The organism is Cohnella massiliensis (assembly GCF_900169535.1).
Lineage (GTDB): Bacteria > Bacillota > Bacilli > Paenibacillales > Paenibacillaceae > Cohnella > Cohnella algarum.
The window spans coordinates 854,723-879,089 of sequence record NZ_LT821259.1; the positions used below are offsets into that span (position 1 = coordinate 854,723).

18 protein-coding genes and 1 other annotated feature are annotated in these 24,367 nt (G+C 58.0%); of the genes, 17 read left to right on the forward strand and 1 reads right to left on the reverse strand.

Translation table 11 applies throughout. From position 1 onward, the window contains the following. Positions 1 to 38 precede the first annotated feature (38 nt). The 8 genes from B7E11_RS17705 to hemB all read left to right on the forward strand — a co-directional run bounded on the left by B7E11_RS17705 (position 39) and on the right by hemB (position 8,229). Entirely contained in the window at positions 39 to 629 is a 591-nt protein-coding gene (locus B7E11_RS17705) for a non-ribosomal peptide synthetase module (protein ID WP_080836979.1), read from the forward strand. 379 nt (positions 630 to 1,008) lie between these two features. Continuing rightward, positions 1,009 to 1,407, forward strand: a complete 399-nt coding sequence (speD, locus tag B7E11_RS17710; RefSeq protein ID WP_080836981.1) for an adenosylmethionine decarboxylase — start codon at positions 1,009 to 1,011, stop codon at positions 1,405 to 1,407. A gap of 267 nt (positions 1,408 to 1,674) precedes the next feature. Further along, a complete protein-coding gene (gene hemA, locus B7E11_RS17715; protein ID WP_080836983.1) occupies positions 1,675 to 3,081 on the forward strand; it encodes a glutamyl-tRNA reductase in 1,407 nt (468 codons plus the stop codon). Positions 3,082 to 3,135: 54 nt separating this feature from the next. After that, positions 3,136 to 3,951, forward strand: a complete 816-nt coding sequence (gene ccsA, locus B7E11_RS17720) for a cytochrome c biogenesis protein CcsA (protein ID WP_080836986.1) — start codon at positions 3,136 to 3,138, stop codon at positions 3,949 to 3,951. A gap of 81 nt (positions 3,952 to 4,032) precedes the next feature. Then, positions 4,033 to 4,680: a precorrin-2 dehydrogenase/sirohydrochlorin ferrochelatase family protein gene (locus tag B7E11_RS17725; RefSeq protein ID WP_080836988.1), complete on the forward strand. Its 648-nt coding sequence runs from the start codon at positions 4,033 to 4,035 to the stop codon at positions 4,678 to 4,680. 30 nt (positions 4,681 to 4,710) lie between these two features. Then, a complete protein-coding gene (hemC, locus tag B7E11_RS17730; RefSeq protein ID WP_080836990.1) occupies positions 4,711 to 5,649 on the forward strand; it encodes a hydroxymethylbilane synthase in 939 nt (312 codons plus the stop codon). Positions 5,650 to 5,653: 4 nt separating this feature from the next. Continuing rightward, positions 5,654 to 7,219, forward strand: coding sequence for a uroporphyrinogen-III C-methyltransferase (cobA, locus tag B7E11_RS17735; RefSeq protein WP_080836991.1), 1,566 nt, complete (start codon positions 5,654 to 5,656; stop codon positions 7,217 to 7,219). Positions 7,220 to 7,236: 17 nt separating this feature from the next. Next, positions 7,237 to 8,229, forward strand: a complete 993-nt coding sequence (hemB, locus tag B7E11_RS17740; protein WP_080836993.1) for a porphobilinogen synthase — start codon at positions 7,237 to 7,239, stop codon at positions 8,227 to 8,229. A 38-nt stretch (positions 8,230 to 8,267) separates the two neighbouring features. On the opposite strand, the gene B7E11_RS17745 is transcribed toward hemB, so the two are convergent. Further along, positions 8,268 to 8,930, reverse strand: a complete 663-nt coding sequence (locus B7E11_RS17745) for a Crp/Fnr family transcriptional regulator (RefSeq protein ID WP_080836994.1) — start codon at positions 8,928 to 8,930, stop codon at positions 8,268 to 8,270. Positions 8,931 to 9,019: 89 nt separating this feature from the next. Between B7E11_RS17745 and hemL the strand changes: the two genes are divergently transcribed. From hemL to B7E11_RS17790, 9 genes are all read left to right on the forward strand, one after another. Then, complete coding sequence (gene hemL, locus B7E11_RS17750) at positions 9,020 to 10,321, forward strand: glutamate-1-semialdehyde 2,1-aminomutase (RefSeq protein ID WP_080836996.1); 1,302 nt, start codon at positions 9,020 to 9,022, stop codon at positions 10,319 to 10,321. Between the two features lie 175 nt (positions 10,322 to 10,496). Continuing rightward, positions 10,497 to 11,996, forward strand: a complete 1,500-nt coding sequence (locus B7E11_RS17755) for a LysM peptidoglycan-binding domain-containing protein (RefSeq protein WP_080836998.1) — start codon at positions 10,497 to 10,499, stop codon at positions 11,994 to 11,996. A gap of 201 nt (positions 11,997 to 12,197) precedes the next feature. Then, positions 12,198 to 12,442: a binding site (T-box leader), on the forward strand. Between the two features lie 48 nt (positions 12,443 to 12,490). Continuing rightward, a complete protein-coding gene (locus B7E11_RS17760; protein WP_080837000.1) occupies positions 12,491 to 15,157 on the forward strand; it encodes a valine--tRNA ligase in 2,667 nt (888 codons plus the stop codon). Positions 15,158 to 15,171: 14 nt separating this feature from the next. Further along, positions 15,172 to 16,569 (forward strand): bifunctional folylpolyglutamate synthase/dihydrofolate synthase, encoded by a 1,398-nt coding sequence (locus tag B7E11_RS17765; protein ID WP_080840875.1) that lies wholly within the window; start codon positions 15,172 to 15,174, stop codon positions 16,567 to 16,569. After that, positions 16,520 to 17,965 carry a UDP-N-acetylmuramate--L-alanine ligase gene (murC, locus tag B7E11_RS17770; RefSeq protein ID WP_080837002.1) on the forward strand — a complete coding sequence of 482 codons (1,446 nt, stop codon included), beginning with the start codon at positions 16,520 to 16,522 and terminating at the stop codon, positions 17,963 to 17,965. Before B7E11_RS17765 ends, murC begins: the two co-directional genes overlap by 50 nt. 1,072 nt (positions 17,966 to 19,037) lie before the next feature. After that, on the forward strand, positions 19,038 to 20,507 hold the full coding sequence (locus tag B7E11_RS17775) for an SPOR domain-containing protein (protein WP_080837004.1): 1,470 nt from the start codon (positions 19,038 to 19,040) through the stop codon (positions 20,505 to 20,507). A 340-nt stretch (positions 20,508 to 20,847) separates the two neighbouring features. After that, positions 20,848 to 21,090 (forward strand): DUF4321 domain-containing protein, encoded by a 243-nt coding sequence (locus B7E11_RS17780; protein ID WP_080837006.1) that lies wholly within the window; start codon positions 20,848 to 20,850, stop codon positions 21,088 to 21,090. Positions 21,091 to 21,108: 18 nt separating this feature from the next. Next, entirely contained in the window at positions 21,109 to 21,915 is an 807-nt protein-coding gene (locus B7E11_RS17785; protein WP_080837007.1) for a Maf family protein, read from the forward strand. A gap of 411 nt (positions 21,916 to 22,326) precedes the next feature. Beyond that, positions 22,327 to 23,919, forward strand: a complete 1,593-nt coding sequence (locus B7E11_RS17790) for a stalk domain-containing protein (RefSeq protein ID WP_080837009.1) — start codon at positions 22,327 to 22,329, stop codon at positions 23,917 to 23,919. The last annotated feature ends 448 nt before the right edge of the window (positions 23,920 to 24,367 follow it).

The window sequence follows — 24,367 nt, forward strand, 5'->3', positions numbered from 1 at the left end:
AGACACCTTCGTAACAAAACGGAATAGAGGAGATTTTTATGGCTCAACGGGTAGCCACGGAGTATGTCAACGCTAGCCTTACCTTATCGGAAGCCGAGATGCCGGTGTTTTTTGCTTTGTGCGAGGCGCAGCAGCTGCGAATGCAAGTATTTGTTCTGGACAACGGCAATCACGAGGTGGTTCTTGAAGACGGCGACAGCGGCGAAACGATCCGCCTGACCTTTGAGCGTAGCAATGGCAAATTCACCTGCGTTTTATCCTGCAAAGTCGTAAAGCCCAAACTGACCAATGCGTTGCGGAAGCTGGTATCGACCTTTAAGGGAGACGCGGTCGTCAATCGGATTTATTCGAGTTTTACGATGGTCTACCATTACATGAAAGGCATGGTCGTCCGAATCGTCGAGTGCAAGGGCAACGAATTGAAAACGGTGTTCGAGCATCGCGATACCCTCGGCTGGCTCGAAGAACAGTTCAAGCGGCTTACGGTCGAAGAGGAAATTCGCATCGTTCGCCAAGCCGTCAACGAGCTTCTGGACCGCCGCAATCAAGCGACCGGCCTGGCCGAAATTTCCGACATCGACGAGAGACTCAGGCATCACAGCCAGGTTTTGTTCGCTCTCGAAGCATAGATTCCTTTCACAAACAGCGTTGGCGCAAGGCCTGCCGGATGCCGGCGGGCTTTTCTTTTTCCCCTCTACAATATGCAAAAAAACGCTGAAAGTTCAAACCCGCTCTTTGGCGATCCGGCGTTTGTGGCGCCCGATTGCGCCCGGTTGCGACCGCCGGCGGGACGAGCGTTCGAACGGGATTTCGGACCGCAGAAAAAAACAGTTGCAATTAGGGCGAATAGATGGTATTTTTAGTTTCGTTGACAACACAATAGGAACCAGGATTCACTCAGGAATGGATTGCGTGCGAGAATGCAAATACCCTCGAGAAGTGAATGACGTAGGTCCTAGCGGATGAAATCAGCTTCACATTTTATTCCTAGGAAGGGGGAACCGGAAGATGGAATACTCTACTTTCGGAAGACACGTTGCAGTTGACACTTGGGGAGTCGACTTTGATGCCCTGAACAACGTTGAACTTTTGCAATCGCACATGATCGAGGCGGCCGAAGCTTGCGGCGCCACCGTTCTCTCGGTTCAAGCGAAACAATTCGAACCACAAGGCGCGACGGTGCTCGTGATGCTGTCGGAGAGCCACCTGTCCATTCACACGTATCCTGAAAGAGGCTTTGCGGCCATCGATTGCTATACGTGCGGCGAAACGGTCGATCCGCAGCTCGCGATCGACTACATGGTCAGCGTCCTCAAACCGGAACGTTGCTTCGCCAAGAAACTGGTTCGCGGTCTCGGCGAGCTGAAAGTGGAAGAAGCGCCGATCAAGCAAGCCGAGTTGGTGTAAGGCGCGGCAAACGCGATATGAAGCTAATCCGCCATGGGGCGTGCCCCATGGCTTTCCTATTTTCACCCGGAAAAACATGAAAAAATCGGGAATATCGCAAACCGAACTGGACGACAATAAAAGGAAAGCGCGTTCGCAAAGTGTTCATAAATATTGTCGAACAGGCAGTTTAACTGTGATATAATGGGTTACGGAATTTCGAAGCTACTTGATTTTCCGCCGGTTTTTTTTCATCGGGAATATGGCAGAAAGGCAGGTGAATGATCCGTGCATCTGATCGCGGTCGGTCTCAACTATCGTACGGCTCCCGTCGAAGTGCGGGAACGTTTCGCCATATCGGAGCAAGACCTCGCATCGGCGCTTCAGGCGCTCAAGCGGACGACGGGCATTCTGGAAGGCGTCATCGTCGCCACCTGCAACCGGACGGAACTGTATGCGGTCGTGGACCGCCATACGCTGTGCGGTCATTATATCCGGTCCTTTATGGAACAATGGTTCAACATTCCGCGAGCGGAATTCAACCATCATCTATACATGCACGAAGACGAAAGGGCGATCGAGCATCTGTTCCGGGTCGCCTGCGGACTGGACTCGATGGTCATCGGGGAAACCCAGATTCTCGGCCAGGTCAGGGACGCTTTCCTGCTCGCGCAAGAGCAGAAAGCGACCGGAACTTTGTTCAACAAGCTGTTCAAGCAGGCGGTCACCCTCGCAAAACGCGCGCACTCCGAAACGTCCATCGGGGAAAACGCCGTATCGGTCAGCTATGCCGCGGTAGAGCTCGGCAAACGGATTTTCGGCCGCTTTGACAACAAGCGGGTGATGATTCTCGGAGCCGGCAAAATGAGCGAGCTGACGGCGAAGCATTTAAGCGCGAACGGCGCAAAGGAAGTTTGGGTCGTCAACCGCACGCTGGAACGGGCCCGGGAGCTGGCGGCCAAGTTCGACGGCAAGGCGATGGAGATGAACGAAGCCCTGGACCGGCTGCACGAAGCGGATATCGTCATCAGCAGCACCGGCGCGGACCGGTTCGTCCTTACGCGCAAGACGGTGGAGCGGGCGATGGAGAAGCGGAAGAAGAAGCCGCTGTTCCTGATCGATATCGCCGTGCCGCGGGATATCGAGCCGTCCTGCGAAGAGATGGCGAACGTCTATTTGTACGATATCGACGATCTGGAAGGCATCGTCGAAACGAACCTGGCAAAACGCCAAAAGGAAGCCGCCATCATCGAACGGATGATCGCGGAGGAAGAGAACGAATATCTTCACTGGTATGCGACGCTCGGCGTGACGCCGCTCATTCGCGGCTTGCAGGAAAAGACGGCCGCCATCCATCAGGCGACGTTCGAAAGCCTGCTGCGCAAGCTTCCGGAACTGGACGACCGGCAAATCAAGGTCATACGCAAACTGACGAAGAGCATGCTGAATCAAGTCATTCACGATCCGATATTGCGGATCAAGGATATGTCCGCGGACAAGCGCGGCGAGGCCGCGATGAATTTGTTCGTCCAGCTGTTCGATCTGGAGGAAGATGTCGACCGAATCCAGAAGGAAATGAACGCGGAGGAGCGCGCGCGTCTCGACGTTACCGCCCAAGCGGCGGAAGCGAAAACTCCGGAGAAGCACGCGGATCCGTCCTCGCTGCTGGCGCAATTGGCCGGAGCGCTGCGTTAGCAGCCGGTTCGCAATCGATCCGAAGCGGAATGGAAACGGGGAGGCGATGCCCCCATGCTGACAAACGATTGGTTAACGGATGCCGTATTGTATATTTACGCCCTGAGCTTGCTGTTTTTCGTATCGGATGCCGCCTACGGCAAACGGAACGGGAAACGGATAGGAACAGGGCTGCTTGTTTTCGTATGGATTTTGCAGACGGGCTTTCTGCTGGATCTGCTTGTCACCCGGTTTGCTTCCGCCGAGGTGGCGCTAAGGGATTTCGTCTTTTTTATCTCCTGGCTGCTGGTCAGCTTTTCGCTTGCGCTGTTGCGCTTCGTGAGGGCGGAGGTGCTCGTCCTGCTCGTGAACGTAGCGGGCTTCGCGGTGCTGTTTTTGAATTTGCTGGAGCGCCCGCACCGGAAAATCGCCCTCGAATCGTGGGAAGTGGCGAGAAGACTGCTGTACGCGCATATCGGACTCATCACGCTGTCCTTTGCGATACTGACGGTTGCGGCCATTCTCGCCGGCATGTACCTGTTTCTCCACTGGAGGCTGAAAAAGAAAAAGTGGGGCGACGTCATGAACCGGATGCCGAGCCTGGAGGCGATCGACCGCTATTCGTTCCGCACCGTGCTGCTCGGCGTTCCGCTGCTGCTGCTCTCCCTGTCGACCGGGCTTGCGGCGCTGCTGGAGCAAGGGGAGTACGCGCAGCTGCTCGACGCGAAAGTGCTATTGACCGTCGCGACTTCTTGCGTGTATGCCTATTATTTGTTCGCGAGAGGCGCGAGCCACGACGACGCCCCCAGGTCGGCCGTTTGGAATTTGACGGGCTACTTGATTTTGATCGCCGGTGTTTTCGTCAATTCGTTCTCTTCGTTTCATAAATAAGAGGAACGCGTTGCTTCCCGGCGACGTCATAGGCTAAGATGAGAGGTAATCGATTTTGCGTTCGGACGGAGGAAAGCCGGCATGTGGTATCCGGTCATGCTGAACATGCAAGGCAAACGCTGCCTCGTCGCCGGGGGAGGGGCGGTCGCGGAGCGAAAAACCGCGGGCCTGCTCGACGCCGCCGCCGACGTGCGGGTCGTCGGCCCGGCCCTTTCCCCGAAGCTGCGGGAATGGGCGGCCGCGGGCGCGATTCGAGCTTGCGAGCGGCCGGTCGAAGCGGCGGATTTGGACGAGGCGGATTTCGTATTCGCGGCGACGGATCGGCCGGAGACGAACCGGTGGATCGCGGAGCACGCCCGCGCGCGCGGAATCCCGGCAAACGTTGCGAGCGACGGGGAAAGCGGGGATTTTTTGACGCCCGCCGTCGTTCGCCGCGGGGATCTCGTGCTGGCCGTCAGCGCGACCGGCGCCGGGCCCGCGCTGTCGTCGCGGATCGCGAAGGAGCTCGAAGCCCGTTACGGGGCGGAATATGAAGGAATCGCGCGGCTTTTGCGAACGGTCCGCGGCGAAGTCAAATCCGCCGTCGAAGACGCGGCGGAGCGCCGCCGGCTGCTGCGGGCGGCCGTCAGCGACGAGGCGCTCGAGCTATGGCGGCGCTTCGCTGACGGAGAAGAAGAACCGGACGCGGCTTCGCTGCTGCGCCACCTTGAACGGATATCCGAAACCTAATACTTATCGCCTAAGCAACGGGAGGACGCCATGCGCACCATTATCGTCGGCAGCCGTCAAAGCGCGCTCGCCATGACCCAAACCGGACAAACCATCGAACTTCTGAAAGCGGCATCCGCCGCGTCCGGACTTGACTTCGAATTCGAAGTCAAACCGATCGTCACGAAGGGCGACCGCATTCTGGACGTCACGCTCTCCAAAGTCGGGGGCAAGGGCTTGTTCGTCAAAGAGATCGAACAGGCGCTGCTGGACGGCGAAATCGACTGCGCCATCCACAGCATGAAGGATATGCCGTTCGATCTGCCGGAGGGGCTCGTCATCGGGGCCGTGCCGCCGAGAGAAGACCCGCGCGATTGTCTCGTCAATCTGCACGGATATACGGTAGCCACGCTGCCGCAGGGCGCGCGCGTCGGCACGAGCAGCTTGCGCCGCGCCGCGCAGCTGGCCGCCCTTCGGCCCGATCTGCGCATCGAGTCGCTCCGCGGCAATATCGATACCCGGCTGCGCAAGCTGGAAACCGAAGGCCTCGACGCGATCGTGCTGGCCGCGGCGGGACTGCGCCGGATGGGCTGGGGCGAGCGAATCACGGCGTACGTCGAGCCGGACGAATGCCTGCCCGCCGTCGGACAGGGAGCGCTTGCGATCGAATGCCGCGGGGACGACGAGGCGCTGCTGAACTTGCTGTCGCGGCTGAACGATCCGCGAACGGAGCGCGCCGTGCGGGCCGAGAGGCGTTTTCTCGGCAGGCTGAACGGCGGCTGCCAGGTGCCGATCGGCGCCTTTGCGGAAGCCGAGTCCGACCTGCCGGATGCCCGCATCCGCATGACGGGCATGGTGGCTTCGCCCGACGGCGCGACTCTGCTGCGCGCCGAAGCGGACGGCGCCGACCCGTTTGCGGTCGGCGACGACGTCGCGCGGCAGCTGATCGGACGGGGAGCGGACAAGCTGCTGGCGGAAGCGAGGGAATAGGACGATGGGCGTGGGGAAAGTTTACTTGGTCGGAGCGGGCCCCGGCGATCCGAAGCTGATTACGTTGCGCGGGCTGGAAGCGCTGCGGCGCTCCGACGCGATCGTCTACGATCGGCTCGCGGGACCGCAATTGCTCGGGCAGGCGCGGGCCGACGCCGAGCGAATTTACGTGGGCAAACGGCCGGACCGCCACACGATGAAGCAGGAAGAGATCAACCGGCTGCTCGTGAGGCTGGCGCTGGAGGGCAAAACCGTTTGCCGGCTGAAAGGCGGCGATCCGACCGTGTTCGGCCGGGTCGGCGAAGAGGCGGAGCTGCTGAAGCAGAACGGGATCGCCTACGAGATCGTTCCCGGCATCACGTCCGCGATCGCGGTGCCCGCCTATGCCGGCATTCCGGTCACGCACCGCGATCTGGCTTCCTCGTTTTCGATCGTGACCGGCCATGAGAGCCCGGACAAGCTGGACCGCTCGATTTATTGGGATAAAGTGACGAACGCGACCGGCACGCTGCTTTTTCTGATGGGCGTGGCCAAGATCGGCTACATCAGCGAGCAGCTGATCAAGCACGGACGCTCGCCCGATACGCCCGTCGCGCTCGTGCGCTGGGGAACGCGGGCCGAACAGGAGACGCTAGTCGGCACGCTCGAGGATATCGAGCGGAAGGTGAACGAGGCGAACTTCGAGCCGCCGGCCGTTATCGTCGTGGGCGAAGTCGTCCGCCAACGGGAGACGCTGCGCTGGATCGAAGACAAGCCGCTGTTCGGCTGCCGGATTCTCGTGACGCGAGCGAGGTCGCAGGCGAGCGAACTCGCCGACAAAATCGACGAGCTGGGCGGGGAAGCGTACGAGTTTCCGACGATCGAAACCCGGCCGCAGCAGGATCCGGGAAGGGTCGAACGGATCCGGGCGGCGCTTGCGGAAGCGGAAACTTACGACTGGATCATTTTGACGAGCGTCAACGGCGTCGAGTTTTTTTTCCGCTGGCTGGAGGCCAATCGGGTCGATATCCGGAGATTCCACCGGGCGTCGTTCGCCGCGGTCGGCCCGAAAACGGCCGAAGCGCTGCAAGCCCGGGGCATCGTGGCGGACGTGCTGCCCGAAAAGTTTCAGGCGGAGCATTTGCTCGAAAGCTTGAAGAGCAGGCTCGTTTCCGGGCAAAAGGCGCTCCTTCCTCGCGGCGATCTGGCCCGCAAGCAGCTTCCGAAGGAGCTGAAGGCGCTGGGCATCGAAACGGTCGAGCTGGATCTTTACGAAACGGTTTTGCCGGTCGTGCAGGACGAGCTGCTGCCCGAACTGCTGAGGGAGGGCGCCATTCATATCGTGACGTTTACGAGCTCGTCGACGGTGACCAACCTTTTTGCCGCCCTGCTCCAAGCCGGCATCGACGACCCGCTCGCGCTGCTGGAAGGCGTCGAAGCGGCCTGCATCGGCCCGGTCACCGCCATGACGGCGGAGGGACTGGGGCTTAAGGTGACGATCGCGCCAAAGGAAGCGACGATCGACGGGCTCGTTCAAGCGATCGTCGACCGCAGACGGGAGCTGCTTCAGCAGTCCCGAACCATCAACTAGCAGGAGGCGTGTCCATTATGGCTTTTCCGATTCATCGTCACCGCCGGTTGCGGCGCACCGAAGCGCTGCGCAATCTGGTCAGGGAGACGCATTTGCACGTTCACGACCTGATCGCTCCGATTTTCGTCATTCACGGGGAAAACGTCAAAAACGAAATTCCGTCAATGCCGGGCGTTTATCACTGGTCGGTCGACCGGCTCGAAGAAGAAATCCGTTCAATCCAGGAACTCGGCATTCAGGCCGTCCTGCTATTCGGCATTCCTTCGCATAAAGACGACGTCGGCACGGGAGCGTTCGAGGAAAACGGCATCGTACAGCTTGCGACGCGCAAAATCAAGCAAATCGCCCCCGAGCTTGTCGTCATCGCCGATACGTGCCTTTGCGAGTTCACCGATCACGGGCATTGCGGCGTTTTGCGCCATGACGGCGGCAATCATGCCTTCGTCGACAACGACGCGTCTTTGGAGCTGCTCGTGCGCACGGCGGTTTCGCAGGCCGCGGCGGGGGCCGACATCATCGCCCCGTCCAATATGATGGACGGGTTCGTCGCGGCGATTCGCCAAGGCCTCGATGGGGCGGGATTCGACCATATTCCGATTTTGTCGTATGCCGTCAAATATTCGTCCGCCTACTACGGTCCGTTCCGCGAGGCCGCCGACTCGGCGCCCCAGTTCGGGGACCGCAAATCGTATCAGATGGACTGGGCCAACGCGCGGGAAGCGCTGCGGGAAGCCGAGTCGGACGCAGCCGAAGGAGCCGACATGCTGATGGTCAAGCCGGGCCTCGCTTACCTGGACCTCGTGAAGCTTCTGAAGGAACGGTTCGACTTGCCGCTCGCGGTTTACAATGTCAGCGGGGAGTATTCGATGGTCAAGGCGGCCGCGCAAAACGGCTGGATCGACGAAAAGCCGATCGTCCTGGAGACGCTGACCGGCATGAAGCGGGCGGGGGCGGACATGATCATCACGTACCACGCGAAGGACGCGGCCCGCTGGCTGCGGGGGGAGTAAGCCGGAAGGCCCGGCTCTCCCGGCCGCCCGGCAGGGAATCAGGATTTGAGCTTGGAGAGGTTCAGCTTGTATTCGTTGATGCCGAACGAAAGCACGCCTTTGCTTTCGAGCTCTCGCAGCACGTCGGACAGCAGCGCTTTCGTAACGCCCGCCTTCTGGGCGAGCTCGTCGAAATTGAGAGCCACGTGGATGGAAATTTGGAGGCCGTCTCGTTTTCCGTGCTTGTTGGCGAGCTGGATGAGATTTTTAAGGACGCGGGTCCGGCCGTCGAGAAACGTCAAGTCGTTCACGTGTTCGTTCGTCTCGCGCAGCCGGTTGCACAGCTCGCTCAAAATGCCTCGGGTAATGTCGAAATGAGCTTCCAGCAACGCCATGAAATCGTGATAAGAGATTTCGAGCACCAGCGTCGACTCCAGCGTCTGGGCGGAAGCCGAGCGGGGACGTCCGTCCAGCAGGGCGAGCTCCCCGAAGCTGTCGCCGGCCGCGGCGACGGTGAGCACCTTCTCTTCGCCGGAAGAGCTGCGGGTAAACAATTTGACCGAGCCGCTGAGCACGATATAGAACGTGGAGCCGGGCTCTTTTTCGTGAAAAAGCACCGTGCCCGGAGCGTAACTGCGGCTGTTTGCGATTTTGTACACATGTTCGAGCTGCTTGTCGCTAAGGCCGTCGAACAGGGCGACGTTTCTGATCCATTGGATCATCGGGGTTCCTCCGTAATGTCAGTATCCAATCATATCCTGAATAGTTTACCACAGGCTTTTCCAAATCAGATAGTGGGGATGTGCCGAAAATGACCGAAAATAGTCGAATTCGCTCCGATTCGCGCTCGAAGCAAGCGTTCGAAAGAGCCAAGCGCTCGATTCCGGGCGGCGTCAACAGCCCGGTCCGGGCATTCAAATCGGTCGGTTTGACGCCGCTCGTCGTCGAACGCGGCGAAGGCAGCCGCATTTACGATATCGACGGACAGGCGTATGTCGATTACGTCTTGTCGTGGGGGCCGCTGATCGCCGGCCACGCGCATCCCGAAGTCGTCGAAGCGATCAAGCGGACGGCGGAAAAGGGGACGAGCTTCGGCGCTCCGACCGAGCTGGAAACGGAAATGGCGGAGCTCGTGTGCGAGCGGGTGCCGTCGGTCGAGGTCGTTCGGATGGTCAATTCCGGAACCGAGGCGACGATGAGCGCCCTGCGCCTGGCGAGAGGCTACACGCAACGCAGCAAAATTTTGAAATTCGAAGGCTCCTACCACGGCCATGCCGACAGCCTGCTGATCAAGGCCGGCTCGGGCGTCGCGACGCTCGGCCTGCCGGACAGCCCCGGCGTGCCGGAAAGCGTGGCGAGCCATACCGTGACGGTGCCGTATAACGATCTGAATGCCGTCAAGGTCGCGTTCGAGAAGTTCGGCGAGGAGATCGCCGCGGTCATCGTGGAGCCGGTCGCCGGCAACATGGGCGTCGTCCCTCCGCTGCCGGGGTTTCTTGCCGGCCTGCGCGAAGTGACTTCGAAATACGGGGCGCTGCTTATTTTCGACGAAGTGATGACCGGCTTCCGCGTGCATCTGAACTGCGCGCAGGGCCTGTACGGCATTACGCCGGATTTGACGTGTCTCGGCAAGGTGATCGGCGGCGGGCTTCCGGTCGGCGCGTACGGCGGCCGCCGCGACATCATGGAAAAGATGGCGCCGGTCGGGCCGATCTACCAAGCCGGAACGCTGTCGGGCAATCCGCTCGCGATGTCGGCGGGATTGTCCACCTTGAAGCTGTTGAACGAGGCGTCCTACGCGTACATGGAACGGCTTGCGATCCGTCTGCAAAACGGTTTGCAGCAAGCGGCGGCCGATCGCGGCGTCGCCTTGACGATCAATCGGGTCGGCTCGATGGTTTGCCCGTTTTTTACGGACAAGACCGTCATCAACTACGAAGCGGCCAAAGGATCCGATCTGGAGCGGTTTCGCGCCGTATTCGCGCGGCTGCTTGACGCGGGAGTCAATATCCCCCCTTCGCAGTTCGAAGGCTGGTTCCTTTCCATCGCGCATACCGAGGCGGATATCGATTTTACCGTCGAGGCGTTCGCGGCGGCACTGGCGAAAATTTAATTTTTTTTGAAATCCGTCGACACCCCGTGCGTTTTGGCTTCGCTGCCGCGCGCCGGGGTGTTGTTTTTCGTTTCCGCAGGCATGCCCGACTTCGGACAGCATATAGATAACTAATGAGCTGTGCAGGCCCCGTCCTTTTGCGGGGCGCTTTAACCCCGAAAGGAGGACTGAAGTCGTGACGGAATCGTTAAACGGATTGCGATTCGATATTTACGAACGGATTCAACTGTCTGAAGACGCGGCGTCCATCGATCAGCTGGAAGAGATCGAACTCGTTCCCCACATGCAGGCGCTATCCCAGGAGGATCAGGTGCTGCTGAAAGGCCATTTGCTGCTGACGGGCGTTTACCGCTCGCAGGAAGAGCCTTCCGCGCTCAGCCAGCTGGAGCACTGGATTCCCGTGGAAATCTCGCTGCCGCTCAGCCGGGTGCAGAGCCAGGACGAACTTGCCGTCGAGATCGACAATTTCGACGTCGACGTGCTGTCGATCCGTTCGCTGAACGTCACCGGCGTGCTGTCGCTGCGCGGGCTGCAAGTTTCCGCTCCGCAGGCGCCCGTATGGCGGGAAGACGGGTTTACCGTCGTTCACCAGGCTCCGGTCGCCGCGCGCGAGCGGCAGGCCTCGCCGGAAGCGTTCGGAGACGTGACCCCGTACCGGGATCGGACGTATGGCGAGTCGAGCGAGGAAATTTCCCCGTTCGGGGGGAAAGATGCCTACCGGGAGCAAGACTCCGGGCCGATCGGGGAATCCTGGGGGCAGCCGCAGGCCGATGATTCGGCGGATCGGGATTACGGCCAAGCGGAAGCTTTCGCTCAACCGCAAAATTTTTATTATTCGCAATCGCCGCCTTTTGAACCTTCGACGACTTACGATGCGGGGGCGGACAAGGAATACGCGGCGGAGCGGCGCGCGGGACGGGAGAACCCGAACTCTCCGTACGCCGCGGATGCCCGGGATGAGGATGCGGCGCTCTATGGGGCGCCCGATCGATTCGATTTCGCCGGCGTGAAGGACGGCGGCTCGTATCGGGAAGGCTTCCGGACGGAGCTTCAGCCGGAACCGGAAGGAGAGCCGGAACCGGTTTCGGGTTCCAAGGCGAAGCCTGAGCCGTCGTCCGAACCGATCTCGGTTTCCGCGGCGGAACCCGAGCCGCAGCACAAGCCGCATGCCGAACTGCAACTGCAGGCCGAACTGCAGGCTGAACCTCAAGCTGAACCGCAAGCCAATGAACCGCAGGCCGAACCGATTGCCCTTCAGCCGGAGGTTCATCCGCCGCAGCCGCGGGAGCCGAAAATCGCGTTAACGGCGAAGTCGGCCGATTCGGCGAACGCGGAGCCCTCCTATGCGTCGGGTCTCGGCCTGTTGACGCAGTTGGGCGAAAAGGCGTCCAAGCGCGAGCCGGAGCCGGCCGCTTCCGTTTCCGTGCCGGCGGATGAGCCGTCCCTTTCGGCCAAAGCGCCGGAGGCGGGCGACGAAATCGAGTGGACGCGGCTATTCCTGTCCAAAGGCGGCGAGGAACAATCGTTCCGCAAATTGAAGCTTTGCATCGTGCAGCGGGAAGATACGCTCGAAGCGATCGCCGTCAGGTACAACGTTCAGCCTAGAGAGCTGCAATTGTACAATCGGCTCGCCGAGCCTCATGTCGTCGAGGGCCAAGTCATTCATATTCCGTAATTTCGGCCGCTTCGCGGAATCGGGAGTTCCGCGGGGCGGTTTTCATTTTTTCTTCAGAATGCTTTAGTTCATGATTCCAACGGAGTGAAAGAGAAACTTGCGGACAGTGGCGAACCCTGCGAGCATTAGCGGGAACTATGGATACTCTCGGGCGTTTGCCCTCATATTGACTGGAAACGTCCATACGGGTATGATAGGAAAATAAAGACGAGGATAGGGAAGAGTACGCAGTTTACGCCTACAGAGAGCGGTCCCGCTGCATCCGGCAGCGCTGGAAGGGAGCCGCAGGACGGTAGCTTGCGGAAGTCGCCCTGGAGTCTCCCGTTTGAACGATCGCGCAGTAGAACGGGACGGCGGCAGCCGTTAACATGCGCTTGAGTGCCGAGCGGCCGGTGGGCCGAGCGGAATGAAGGTGGTACCACGGAAGCGAACCTTTCGTCCTTTGCGACGGGAGGTTTTTGTATTTTTGTCCCTTATGGAGGTTGTGTCCGACGATGAGCGAGTCCCAAGAAAAAACGACCGTCGAAATGCCGACGACGTACGATCCGAAGTTAGCCGAGCAAAAATGGTACGAAGCCTGGCTTGCCGGCGGGTATTTCCAAGCGGGGAAGCGGCCCGACGCTCCCAAATACACGATCGTGATCCCGCCGCCGAACGTGACGGGCATGCTGCATATCGGCCATGCTCTGGACTTCACGCTGCAGGACATTCTGATCCGTTTCAAGCGGATGCAGGGCTTTGACGCGTTGTGGCTGCCGGGCACCGACCACGCGGGCATCGCCACGCAGACGAAGGTCGAGCAGAAGCTGCGCGAGGAAGGCAAAAGCCGGTACGACCTCGGGCGAGAAGCCTTTTTGGAAAAAGTGTGGGAATGGAAAGAGCTGTATGCCGACACGATCCGCAGCCAATGGGCCAAAATGGGCCTGAGCCTCGATTATTCGCGCGAGCGCTTCACGCTGGACGAGGGCCTGTCGAAAGCGGTGCGCGAAGTGTTCGTCCGTCTCTATGAGAAGGGGCTTATTTACCGCGGGAAACGGATTATCAACTGGGACCCGGCGGCTCGCACCGCCTTGTCCGACATCGAAGTCGAATATAAAGAGGTCAACGGGCACCTTTATCACCTCCGCTATCCGCTGGCGGACGGAAGCGGCCATTTGACGGTGGCGACGACGCGGCCGGAGACGATGCTGGGGGACACGGCCGTCGCCGTTCACCCGGAAGACGAGCGCTACAAGCACCTGATCGGCAAAATGCTGCGGCTCCCGATCGTGAACCGCGAAATTCCGATCGTCGGCGACGAATACGTCGACAAGGAGTTCGGCAGCGGAGCGGTGAAGATTACGCCGGCGCACGATCCGAACGACTTCGAGGTCGGCCAGCGTCACGATTTGCCCCAAATAACGGTCATGGACGAAAGCGGCCGAATGAACGAGTTTGCCGGTCCGTACCAGGGGATGGACCGGGCCGATTGCCGCAAGCAAATCGTCAAGGATTTGCAGGAGCAGGGCGTCTGCGTCCAAATCGAGGACCACGTTCACCAGGTCGGCCACAGCGAGCGTTCGGGCGCCGTCGTCGAGCCGTACTTGTCGACGCAGTGGTTCGTCGCGATGAAGCCGCTGGCGGAGAAGGCGATCGAATCCCAGAAGTCGGGCCAAGGCGTCAACTTCGTGCCGGACCGCTTTGAGAAAATTTACTTGCACTGGATCGAGAACGTGCGAGATTGGTGCATTTCCCGCCAGCTGTGGTGGGGGCACCGCATTCCGGCCTGGTACAACGCCGAAACCGGCGACATGCATGTCGGCATGGAGGCGCCGGAAGGCGCGGACAAGCCGGACAGCGTCTGGAAGCAGGACGAGGACGTGCTCGACACGTGGTTCAGCTCGGCGCTGTGGCCGTTTTCGACGCTCGGCTGGCCGGCCGAAAGCGACGATTTCAAACGCTACTACCCGACCGACGTGCTCGTAACCGGCTACGATATCATCTACTTCTGGGTCGCGCGGATGATTTTTACCGCCCTGGAGTTTACCGATGCCATTCCGTTCAAGGACGTGCTCATTCACGGTCTCGTGCGCGACGCGGAAGGCCGGAAAATGTCCAAATCGCTCGGCAACGGCGTTGACCCGATCGAGGTCATCGAGCAGTACGGCGCCGATGCGATGCGCTTTATGATTTCGACCGGAAGCACGCCGGGACAGGATTTGCGCTTCCGGCTCGAGAAGGTCGAGCAGGCGCGAAACTTCGCCAACAAGATTTGGAACGCTTCGCGCTTCGCGCTCATGAACCTGGAAGGTTTCCGCGCGGAAGACATCGACCTGTCCGGCGAGCTGTCGACGGCCGACCGCTGGATCCTCCACCGGTTCAACGAAACCGCGCGCGACATTACTCGCTTGATGGAAACGTACGAATTCGGCGAGACGGGAAGGCTGCTGTACAACTTCCTGTGGGACGATCTGTGCGATTGGTATATCGAATTCGCGAAGCTGACGCTGTACGGCCAGGATGCCGCCGCGAAGCGGAACACGCAATCGGTGCTCGCCTATGTGCTCGACCGCACGCTGCGGCTGCTGCATCCCTTCATGCCGTACATTTCGGAGGAAATCTGGCAGCACTTGCCGCATGAGCCGGGCGAAACGATCACGCTGGCTACATGGCCGGTCTACGACGCGGGCTTCGAGGCGCCGGAGGCTGTCCGCGAAATGAACCTGCTCATGGACGTTATCCGCGCGGTGCGCAACGTCAGGGCGGAAGTGAACGTGTCCCTCGGGAAAAAAATCGAGCTTCTCGTCAAGCCGACCGGCGAGTCGGAAAGCGAAATATTGCGGCGGAACGAGCCGTATTTGCACCGGTTCTGCAATACGTCGAATCTGACGCTCGACGGCGGGCTTACTCCTCCGGACAAGGCGATGACCGCGATCGTGACGGGGGTCGAGCTCTACTTCCCGCTGGCGGGCCTGATCGATATTGCCCAGGAAATCGCCCGCCTGGAGAAGGAACTGGACCACCTGAACAAGGAAGTCGAACGCGTGGAGAAAAAGCTGGCCAACGAAGGCTATCTCGCCAAGGCGCCGGCCCACGTCGTCGAGCAGGAACGGGCGAAAGGCGAGGATTACCGAGCCAAGCGCGATAAGGTGGTCGCCCGGATCGCCGAGCTTCGGAGCTAACGGAGGAACGTTTCATGAACAGCGAAAACGAAGACAACCTAGAGACGACAGGCGCGTTTCAATCCGCCGGAGAGGCGGTGGCCTGGATTACGGGCTTGATGCCGACGGTCGGCATCAGGCCGGGCCTGGACCGGATGAACCGGCTGCTGGAGTGGCTCGAACATCCGCACCGCCGCCTGAAATTCATCCACGTCGCGGGCACGAACGGGAAAGGCTCGGTTTGCGCCTATTTGACAAGCGTGCTTCGGAGCGCGGGGTACGACGTCGGGACGTTCACGTCGCCGTATATCACGTCGTATTCCAACCGATTTCAATATAACGGCGAGGACATTCCGGACGACGTGCTGCTTCGGCTCGCCAACCGGCTGAAGCCGCTCGCCGACCGGATGGCCGAGACCGAGTGGGGCCCGCTGACGATGTTCGAAGTAACGACCGCGCTGGCGATTCTGTACTACGCAACCGTCTCGTTTCCCGATTTCGTCGTCTGGGAAACGGGCCTCGGCGGACGCCTCGACGTGACGAACGTGGTGACGCCGATCGCGAGCGTCATTACGAACATCGGGCACGATCATATGGATTTGCTCGGCGACAGCCTTGCCGAAATCGCCGCCGAGAAAGCGGGCATTATCAAGGCGGGGGTGCCGGTCATTTCCGCGGCGAGCCAGCCCGAGGCTGTCGAGACGATCCGGCGGACGGCTGCGGCCAAGCAAGCGACGCTTTATTTGCTCGGCGAACGGTTCTCTTACGAAACGATCTCCGTTTCGGAAAACGAACAGCGATTTGCGTTCCATGGCCCGTTCCGCTCCCTTTCCGAGCTGGCGGTGTCGCTGAACGGCGCGCATCAGCAGACGAACGCGGCGGTGGCGTTGATGACGCTGGAAGTGCTGCGGCAATATTACGCGGTTATCGTCGACGACGACCAGTTGCTCGCGGGTCTGCGAAATACGTCCTGGCCCGGCCGGCTGGAAATGGTGTCGCGGCAGCCGCGCATTTTGCTGGACGGCGCTCATAACCCGGAAGGGATGGAGGCGCTGGCGGCCGCTTTGCGGGACGTCTATCCGCACGAGAAATTGAACGTCGTGATCGGGATGATGCCTAACAAGAATCACGAGCAGACGTTGCGGCATATACTACCATTGGTGAATTCCCTCATCGTTACGGAGCCGGATTTCCACAAAAAAATGAAGGCTGCGGACTTGGCCGAAATAGCCGGGCGATTGAAAAAAAGCGGCGACTCGGGACCCGAAACCGTCATCGTCGAACCCGATTGGAAACTCGCTTTGGAAAAGCTGCGTCGGCTTGCCGACGACAGCCCCGATCGCACGCTGTCGGTCGTAACCGGTACGCTGTATTTGATCGCCGATGTCCGTTCGTGGCTGCTCCATCAAACGAATTCTGAAAAAGGCTGGTGAAGCGTCGTTGCGAACGGCAGAACGCGTTCATTTTATAGGGATCGGCGGTTATGGGATGAGCGCCATAGCCAGGGTCATGCTGGAAATGGGGTATGAGGTGACGGGTTCGGACGTCGCCAGGCAAGAGTTGACGGAGAAGCTTGCCGCCAAAGGGGCGCAAATTTTTATCGGGCACCAGCCCGAATACGTCAGGGGCGCCAATCTGGTCGTCTACTCGACGGCGCTGCCCAAAGACAACGTGGAGCGGGTCGAGGCGGAAACGCTCAACATTCCGACGCTGCACCGCGCGCAAATGCTCGCCCGGCTGCTGAACGACCGCAAGGGCGTGGCGGTGGCGGGAGCGCACGGGAAAACGACGACCTCTTCGATGATCGCCCTCGTCATGGAGACGTGCGGCCTGGACCCGACGTACATTATCGGCGGCGAAATCGTCAACGTCGGCACGAACGCCAAAGCCGGCAAGGGCGATTACGTCGTCGCGGAAGCCGATGAAAGCGACGGCTCGTTTTTGCAGTATCGTCCGGCGATCGCGGTCGTGACCAACATCGAGGCCGATCATTTGGAAAATTACGACGGCGACTTCGGCAAGCTTAAGGAAGCTTACACCGAATTTCTCGGCCACGTCCGGCCGGGCGGCTGCGCGGTCGTCTGCGCGGACGACGACGAAGTTCGGTCGATTCTCCCGAAAGTTCCGGCTTCGTCGAGGACGATTACGTACGGAATCGACCGGGAAGCCGATTACTCGGCGGCCGATATCGAGCTCGGCGATCGCTGCGCGAGCTACAGCGTGCTTAAAGACGGCCAAAATCTCGGCACGATCCGATTGTCGGTTCCGGGACGGCACAACGTATACAACTCGCTGGCGACGGTGGCCGTCTGCCTGGAGGCCGGCGTGCCGTTCGAGCGGATTGCGGAAGCCATCGTGCAGTTCCGCGGCGCCAAACGCAGGTTCCAGGTGCTCGGAGACGTGGACGGCGTGCTCGTGATCGACGATTACGCGCACCATCCGACGGAAATCGAAGCGACGATTCTGGCAGCCAAAGCGACGGGCAAACGGATTATCGCCGTTTTTCAGCCTCAGCGCTATTCGCGGACGTTTTTCCTGCTGGACGCGTTCAGCAGAGCGTTCAAGGACGCGGATGAGGTGATCATTACCGATATCTACTCCCCGGCTGGCGAAAAGCGGATCGAAGGCATCCATTCGAAAAAGCTGGTCGAGCTTATCGAGAGCAACAGCAATGCCAACGTCTCCTACGTTCCGACGAAGGAAGAGGCGCGGGACTTGCTCGCTTCGCGCGTCGCGCCGGGCGATCTGGTGCTGACGATGGGCGCGGGCGACATCTGGAAAGCGGCGGACGGGCTTGTCCGGCTGCTTCGGGACCGCCAGGGCGTTTGAGCGTACGGAGCGTAAGCTTTCTCTGCAAGGGAAGGCACGGCCGGATTGCACAGGGGTGCAGACGGCCGTGCCTTGTTTCGTTCAACGAAGAGAGCATTTAGCCATCTCGCTTCCTCCGCACGCGCGCCAACCATCCATTTGAGTCGTGATGACTCATCTCGCCTCGCCAAACGCATGCAGCCGCACGCACTTGAGTAAATATTGCCCATCTCGCCCCCTCCGCACGTACGCCAACGATCCATTTGAGTCATGATGACTCATCTCGACCTGCCAAACGTATGAAGCCGCACGCACTTGAGTAAATATTGCCCATCTCGCCCCTTCCGCACGTACGCCAACGATCCATTTGAGTCGTGATGACTCATCTCGGCCCGCCAAACGCATATTTATGGCGGTCGATGGCGGTGCGATTGCCTTTGGGGGGATACCTTCTATTCCATTTTATAGGAAAAGCCCGTTTGCAAAGCATCAATCTCTCAAAATGAGAGCGTCACTCCTTGCGTTACGCCGTAAATCTCCGCCATTTATGATCCCCGGGAGTTCTCTTAACTCCAAGAACGTTCACAGGCGTAATTCGTATAGGCGACGAATGGGATAACTGACGAATGGGATCCGGTCAGCGTTTAGGGGGTTTCCATATGTTGGATTTCTTCCAACCGGCTTGGTCCGAATCGAGAGAATGACTGGTTATGCTGGATTTTATCCAACGAGGAACGGGGGAATCGAGCTCTTTTCTCAAAAAGGCGTCATTTGGTTGGATGAAATCCAACGTATTCGGCGCTCCCGCAAAAAGAGCCGCTTTTGATTGGAAGAAATCCAATGAAGCTCCGCAATGGGCGTTGAGTTCAGTCGGAGCTTTGCAGGTACGGCGGGATCGTGGGAGTTTTGCAAGTACGACGTGGTTGGGAGGAACTTTGCAGGTCGGCGGTACTGGAGGGAACTTTGCGGGTGCGACGGGCTTGGGCGGAGCTTTGCGAGGTTTTTGCTGCTTGAATTCGAGGTTGTCCATCATATTTTCCGCTTGTCTCTCATAGATTAGGGTGAGAACGAGGGACAAGGGGAGACGGTCGATATGCAGCAAAAGGCGAGAATGACGTTCCGATTCGACGGGACGAGTCCCCGGGAAACGAATCGGGAGCCCGCGGGTGCCGAGCACAGCGAAACGGGAAAAAGGTCTGCGGCAAAACCCGAGGCCGGCGCAAAACCGACTGACGGGAAAAACGCCGATTACGAAGAAAGCACGCCGGCGGCCGACGAGTGGCAAGCCTGGCATAGTCCCTATCAGGACGATATACGCGCTCTGGAGGAAATCATCCGGAATCCGAGGCGGGATTTCGATCGAAAACCGCCGCAGCCCGAAGCGAGGACGGTCGAAGCCGGGAAGGAAAAAGCGAAGCGCGGCGAGCATCCGCACCCGGAGGAGCCCGTTGCGGAAACCGGGAAGCTTTACTCGTTTTCCGCTTATATGCAACCGAAAACGGACGAATCGATTCCCGTCCGCGGCCAAAACATAACCTGGAGCTTCCCTTTCGGGGAACCGCCGACGGTTCGCGGCTACGACGCCGTCGAAAGCGGCGAAGCGCGCGATCCGTGGGAAGAAGGGGAGGAGGACGGCCCCTTCGCGGATACGTGGAACGGCACCCGCTCTCCGGAAAGGACACCGTCCTGGTGGCGAGTGATCGCTTCGGTCGCCGGAGCCTTGCTCACGGGCGGTTTGTTCGGCTATTTGCTGCTGAATTTGTTTGCGGGAGAGCCGTTGTTTCCCGCCGAAGACGAGTATGGCCGCTCGGAAAGCGTCATGGCCCCGCTCGCGTCGGACGGCCCGGCCCCGGCTTCCCCGGCAGGGACGGGGATCGACGCGTCGGGAGCGCCGGCAGCGAATCCCGAGGCGAACGATCCGACCGACGCCGCTGCTCAAGCGGCCGAGGTACCCGGGTTTACTTTCCATATGCTGCAGTACGGCGTTTTTCGCACCGAAGCAAGCATGCAGGAGGCTTTGGCTGCCCTGGATGCGAAAGGGGTGGCGGCCGCCGGGGACACGACGGACGGCTACCGGGTATTCGCCGGGGCGGCGGCAACGAAGGAAGAGGCGGAACTGCTGGCGACGCAGCTCAACGGGACGGACGTCTACATCAAGCCGATCGAGAGCGTCAAGCTCAGCTTTTCCGGGGCGCAGTCGGAGCCGAATTTGCCGGAGTTTCTGGATACAAGCTCGGCGCTGTACTTGAAGCTGATCGGGATGACGTCGGACGCGCTGATGGCGGCGAATCCGCAGCCGTTTTCATCCGGCGATATGCAGACCGTGGAAACGCTGCGAAACGCATGGACGGGGGCGGCCGGCTCCGTCGACGAGTGGGACGCACAATTGAGGCAGCCGGCCAAAACGGCGGCGAACGAGCTGAACGAGGCGCTGAAAAGCCTGGCCGCATATAATGAAAAGCCGGACCGGTCGACGCTGTGGAGCGTGCAATCGTCGGTCATGTCCGCGGTGCTGGCCGACAGGCAGCTTCGGATGACCGTTTCGCTCGAGAGCGGAAGCTGAACTTCGGATGCGCTTCGTCGGAAATGCGTCCGATCCGGCGAAGCTGCCGTTTTACCCAAAAATCGCATATGTCGACCGGGCAGCGAATGAAGAAATCGTTCGCTGCTTTTGGATTTCCTCCGATCGCGGACGGTGCATGAAAACGGGTCTCCCTTATTTTTGGCAAAATGCGAACATATGTGCTATAATGACTGCAACAAGGGTCAGGCGAACGGATTCCCGCGGCATTAGGCCGTTAGTCGCAACGTTCAAAGACTTCCTATTGGAGCATTGTGCGACGGGACGCAGGGCCGTATAATGAATGAATCAGGTGTCAAAAATTGGTGGGAGACGTTGAATCGTGAAGAAAAACGGCTGGATTTTGCTGTTATTCGTGTTTTTGGGCCTGATTGGAGGCGCATTGATCGCCCGCTGGCTGGAACGCGTGCCGGGCTTGTCCTTTTTGACGCGCACCGAGCAAGTAAACCTGTCGCCGTCCGTCGATTTGCTGGTGCTTGATTTCAACCTTCAATTCGGATTGAACGTAAGCCTGCTCAGCATCATCGGCGCGGTGCTGGCTATTTGGCTGTACAGAAGAATGTAACGAAAGCGGGAAAAGCTTATGAACGAGCTTCAATCGGCAAGCGAAGTGACTCTTATTCTGGCATCCGCTTCTCCGCGAAGGCAAGAGCTGATCCGGCTGCTCGGACTGCCGGTCGTCATCCGGCCGAGCGAAACGGACGAAAGCACGCCGCCGGAATGGACGCCGCCCCAAGTAGTCGAGCGGCTGTCGCTGCGCAAGGCGGAGGCCGTCGCGGAGACGCTTCCGCCCGCGGCCGGCGAAGGCAGGCGCATCGTCGTCGGCAGCGATACCGTCGTCGCCCTGAACGGCGAAATCATGGGAAAACCGAAAGACCTGTCCGACGCCGTTGCGATGCTGCGGCGCCTTTCCGGCCGAACGCACGAAGTGTTTACCGGCGTGACGTGCCTCGAACCTGACTGCGGGCGGTCCGCGACCTCTCATCGGGTTACGCGCGTGCGGATGAAGGAGCTTTCCTCCGATCAGATCCGCCGTTACGCGGAAACCGGCGAGCCGATGGACAAGGCCGGGGACTATGACACCACAATGCACCTTGGAGACATTGGTCAGTATCGTGTCATATCTAAGTCGCCAAGCGGAGAGCCGGAAATAATTGTTGGTCACACCGTCAGTAAGGTAACTTTTAGACCGATGAGCGATGAAGAGATTTGGGCGTATGTAAAAACTGGTGATCCTTTAGATAAGGCGGGAAGTTATGGCGTACAAGGGATTGGGGCGGTTTTCATTGAGAAAATTGAGGGGGATTTCTACAGCATTATGGGGTTACCCTTAAACCTGCTTTACCAGATGCTGTTAAAGTTTGGAGTCAGTCCTTTCAAGACTAATTGAAAAGAAGATCGCATTTGAAGGTGCCATAAAAATTGGCACCTTCTTTTCGTTGGGTGGTTTTTTGATCGGTTTATTTTTCATATCAAGTAAAAATTTATTCAAAATCCGACTTGAAATTTAATCAAAATTACTGTAAATAAGGATACCACGCCTTTTTAGAAAAACTTGATGGGATCAGATATTTTGATCGATCTAATCGGTTTCTGGGCAAGTGGGATGGTCACATATGTACATACGGAAGATGAATATTCGGGGGTTAGAGCATTACACGGATTATTTGGAATATTTGACCGACAAACACAAGTGATCTGTTAAGAAGTGTTTACAACATTTTCCGAATTTTCGATAAGAAATCGAATCTGGATTACATTACATAGGAGCTAACTCTTAAGGTAAGGAGGTAAAACAGTCATGAGCAAGCCAAAGCGTAATGTAGATGCTCAATTACACATGTCAGCCACTTACACTAGGCACAGTAAGCCGAAGCGCACCTTCAGTCTCGTCATCAAGGGGATCATGCTCAGCTCGGTTATGTTGAGCAATATCGCAATGGGAGGTGTATCCGCTTTTGCAGCAACTTCACCCGATCTACCCACTCACCCAATCTCTGCTCCAACATCACAACAAATCCAAGTACAAGAGGATGCACTCGTTAAGAATTTACGATTAGCAATCAAAGCCATTGAGGAGATCGGCTGGAGTCAGAAGACCTTGCAAGTGATAGCTGAGAATCTTCATGCTATTGATGACAAATTAACCAATGATATTGGCTACAAGTTCACTTTGGGATTAAAGGACGCAGTCGTTGAGACCAAGCTTGTGATGTCTAAATATGGCGGGGATGGTCTAACGGAGCTTAGGGGAAAAGGGAATTCGATCAACGAGACATTACAAAGCATCGAGATGAAGTTGGGGACGTTAACGCCATCCAATATTGCTTCCCCACCTCCAGTTGATAAAAAAGCTAAGGTTCGGATCGCTTCCGCAGCCGAGAATGAAGTCTCCGTAGTCATCGACGGTCAAGTCCAGGCTTTTCCCCAACCTGCAGTCACAATAAACGGTAGTACAATGGTTCCAATGCGAGCCATATTTGAGAAGTTAGGAGCCGAGATAAAATGGAATGGGGAAACCCGAACCGTCACGGCAACTAAGGGCAACACCGTAATTATCTTAACGCTAGACCGAGACATCGCTATTATCAACGGTAATCCTGTAAAACTGACCGCCAAGGCACAGTCCATCAACGGGAATACGATGGTTCCCCTTCGATTCGTCAGCGAAGCCCTTGGCGCGGCGGTAAAATGGGATGGAGTAACTCGAACAGCTTATATCGATAGCGCAGGAACAAGTGATGCAGGACAGACTCAGCTTGTTGACGGGATCAAGGTAAAGTATGGCAAGCATACGTATGGTAGCCGCGATCAGAGCGAATACGATACCGTTGTTCGTATTGCTGAGAAAGCTCTTGCGGGGTATGATGAATCCAAATTTGGCGGTAGCGATCACGAATATTATCTTGAGTACCTCGACGGAGCCAGATGGTCAGGAAATAAGAAAGATCGATCCGCTCGGAATATCGGTTTGTATTATGCCGAAGCTCAGTTAGGGGATTTGGTTAAAGACGGGGTTTCCAAGGAAGAGATTATTAAAGTCAGGACTCTCGCTTCGATTGCTTACGATTTGCTGGATGGCGCAACCGATCCGAGAGACGGTTCCCCAAGATCGGCTTATGATGCCCTTGCAGCATCTCCGCGCATAACCGATTGCGACAGTGATGCTCAAGTATTCTCTCTAGTGTTCGATATGATGGGGTATAACACGATGATCGGTTCCTCACCTAATCATGCTCAAATGTACGTTGAGATTGATGGTCGTTGGTATTCGATCATTTCCGGTGTGTTCACCAATGCTGGCACAAGTGCAGATATCTCCAATTTTCTTAAAGATCACCCAGATCGGGGTATTCATACCCAGCCGACATATGGACCTCCAATCCTTTATTGAAACCCTTAACTTGAAGACGATGTCCTGAGCGATATCGTCTTTTTAATTTCTCAAAAATTTCTTCTGAGATTTTTTCAACTTTTGGAGAAGGAAATTAAGATGAAATACAGGTATTAACGATAGGACTGATTAATATTCAGTAGAACGAACAACGGATATGGTAAACAGCTTGAGACATGAAGCGTAATCGAAAACAGAGAATTCTTCGACGGGGTATTCCCTCCCATTCTTTGATAATCCCGCCCCTGTGCACCCCACAAAGCCGATTACGCCACCCCAATACCGAGACGATGTCCCACCGACATTGTCTTTTTTCATTTCCCGACATTTCTTACGGAGTTCATTCACGTTTTCGAGATGAATCCCAATCAATTTTACATTTATCAGGAAGATTGAATGCCAACCATCAAGGCATCCCGATCCAATCTAAGATTTCCCAAGGAGGAGA

Coding starts and splice junctions, on each gene's coding strand:
- B7E11_RS17705 (WP_080836979.1), top strand. CDS start 39: ATGGCTCAACGGGTAGCCACGGAGTATGTCAACGCTAGCCTTACCTTA.
- speD (WP_080836981.1), top strand. CDS start 1,009: ATGGAATACTCTACTTTCGGAAGACACGTTGCAGTTGACACTTGGGGA.
- ccsA (WP_080836986.1), top strand. CDS start 3,136: ATGCTGACAAACGATTGGTTAACGGATGCCGTATTGTATATTTACGCC.
- B7E11_RS17725 (WP_080836988.1), top strand. CDS start 4,033: ATGTGGTATCCGGTCATGCTGAACATGCAAGGCAAACGCTGCCTCGTC.
- hemC (WP_080836990.1), top strand. CDS start 4,711: ATGCGCACCATTATCGTCGGCAGCCGTCAAAGCGCGCTCGCCATGACC.
- cobA (WP_080836991.1), top strand. CDS start 5,654: ATGGGCGTGGGGAAAGTTTACTTGGTCGGAGCGGGCCCCGGCGATCCG.
- hemB (WP_080836993.1), top strand. CDS start 7,237: ATGGCTTTTCCGATTCATCGTCACCGCCGGTTGCGGCGCACCGAAGCG.
- B7E11_RS17745 (WP_080836994.1), bottom strand. CDS start 8,930: ATGATCCAATGGATCAGAAACGTCGCCCTGTTCGACGGCCTTAGCGAC.
- hemL (WP_080836996.1), top strand. CDS start 9,020: ATGACCGAAAATAGTCGAATTCGCTCCGATTCGCGCTCGAAGCAAGCG.
- B7E11_RS17760 (WP_080837000.1), top strand. CDS start 12,491: ATGAGCGAGTCCCAAGAAAAAACGACCGTCGAAATGCCGACGACGTAC.
- B7E11_RS17765 (WP_080840875.1), top strand. CDS start 15,172: ATGAACAGCGAAAACGAAGACAACCTAGAGACGACAGGCGCGTTTCAA.
- murC (WP_080837002.1), top strand. CDS start 16,520: ATGTCCGTTCGTGGCTGCTCCATCAAACGAATTCTGAAAAAGGCTGGT.
- B7E11_RS17775 (WP_080837004.1), top strand. CDS start 19,038: ATGCAGCAAAAGGCGAGAATGACGTTCCGATTCGACGGGACGAGTCCC.
- B7E11_RS17785 (WP_080837007.1), top strand. CDS start 21,109: ATGAACGAGCTTCAATCGGCAAGCGAAGTGACTCTTATTCTGGCATCC.
- B7E11_RS17790 (WP_080837009.1), top strand. CDS start 22,327: ATGAGCAAGCCAAAGCGTAATGTAGATGCTCAATTACACATGTCAGCC.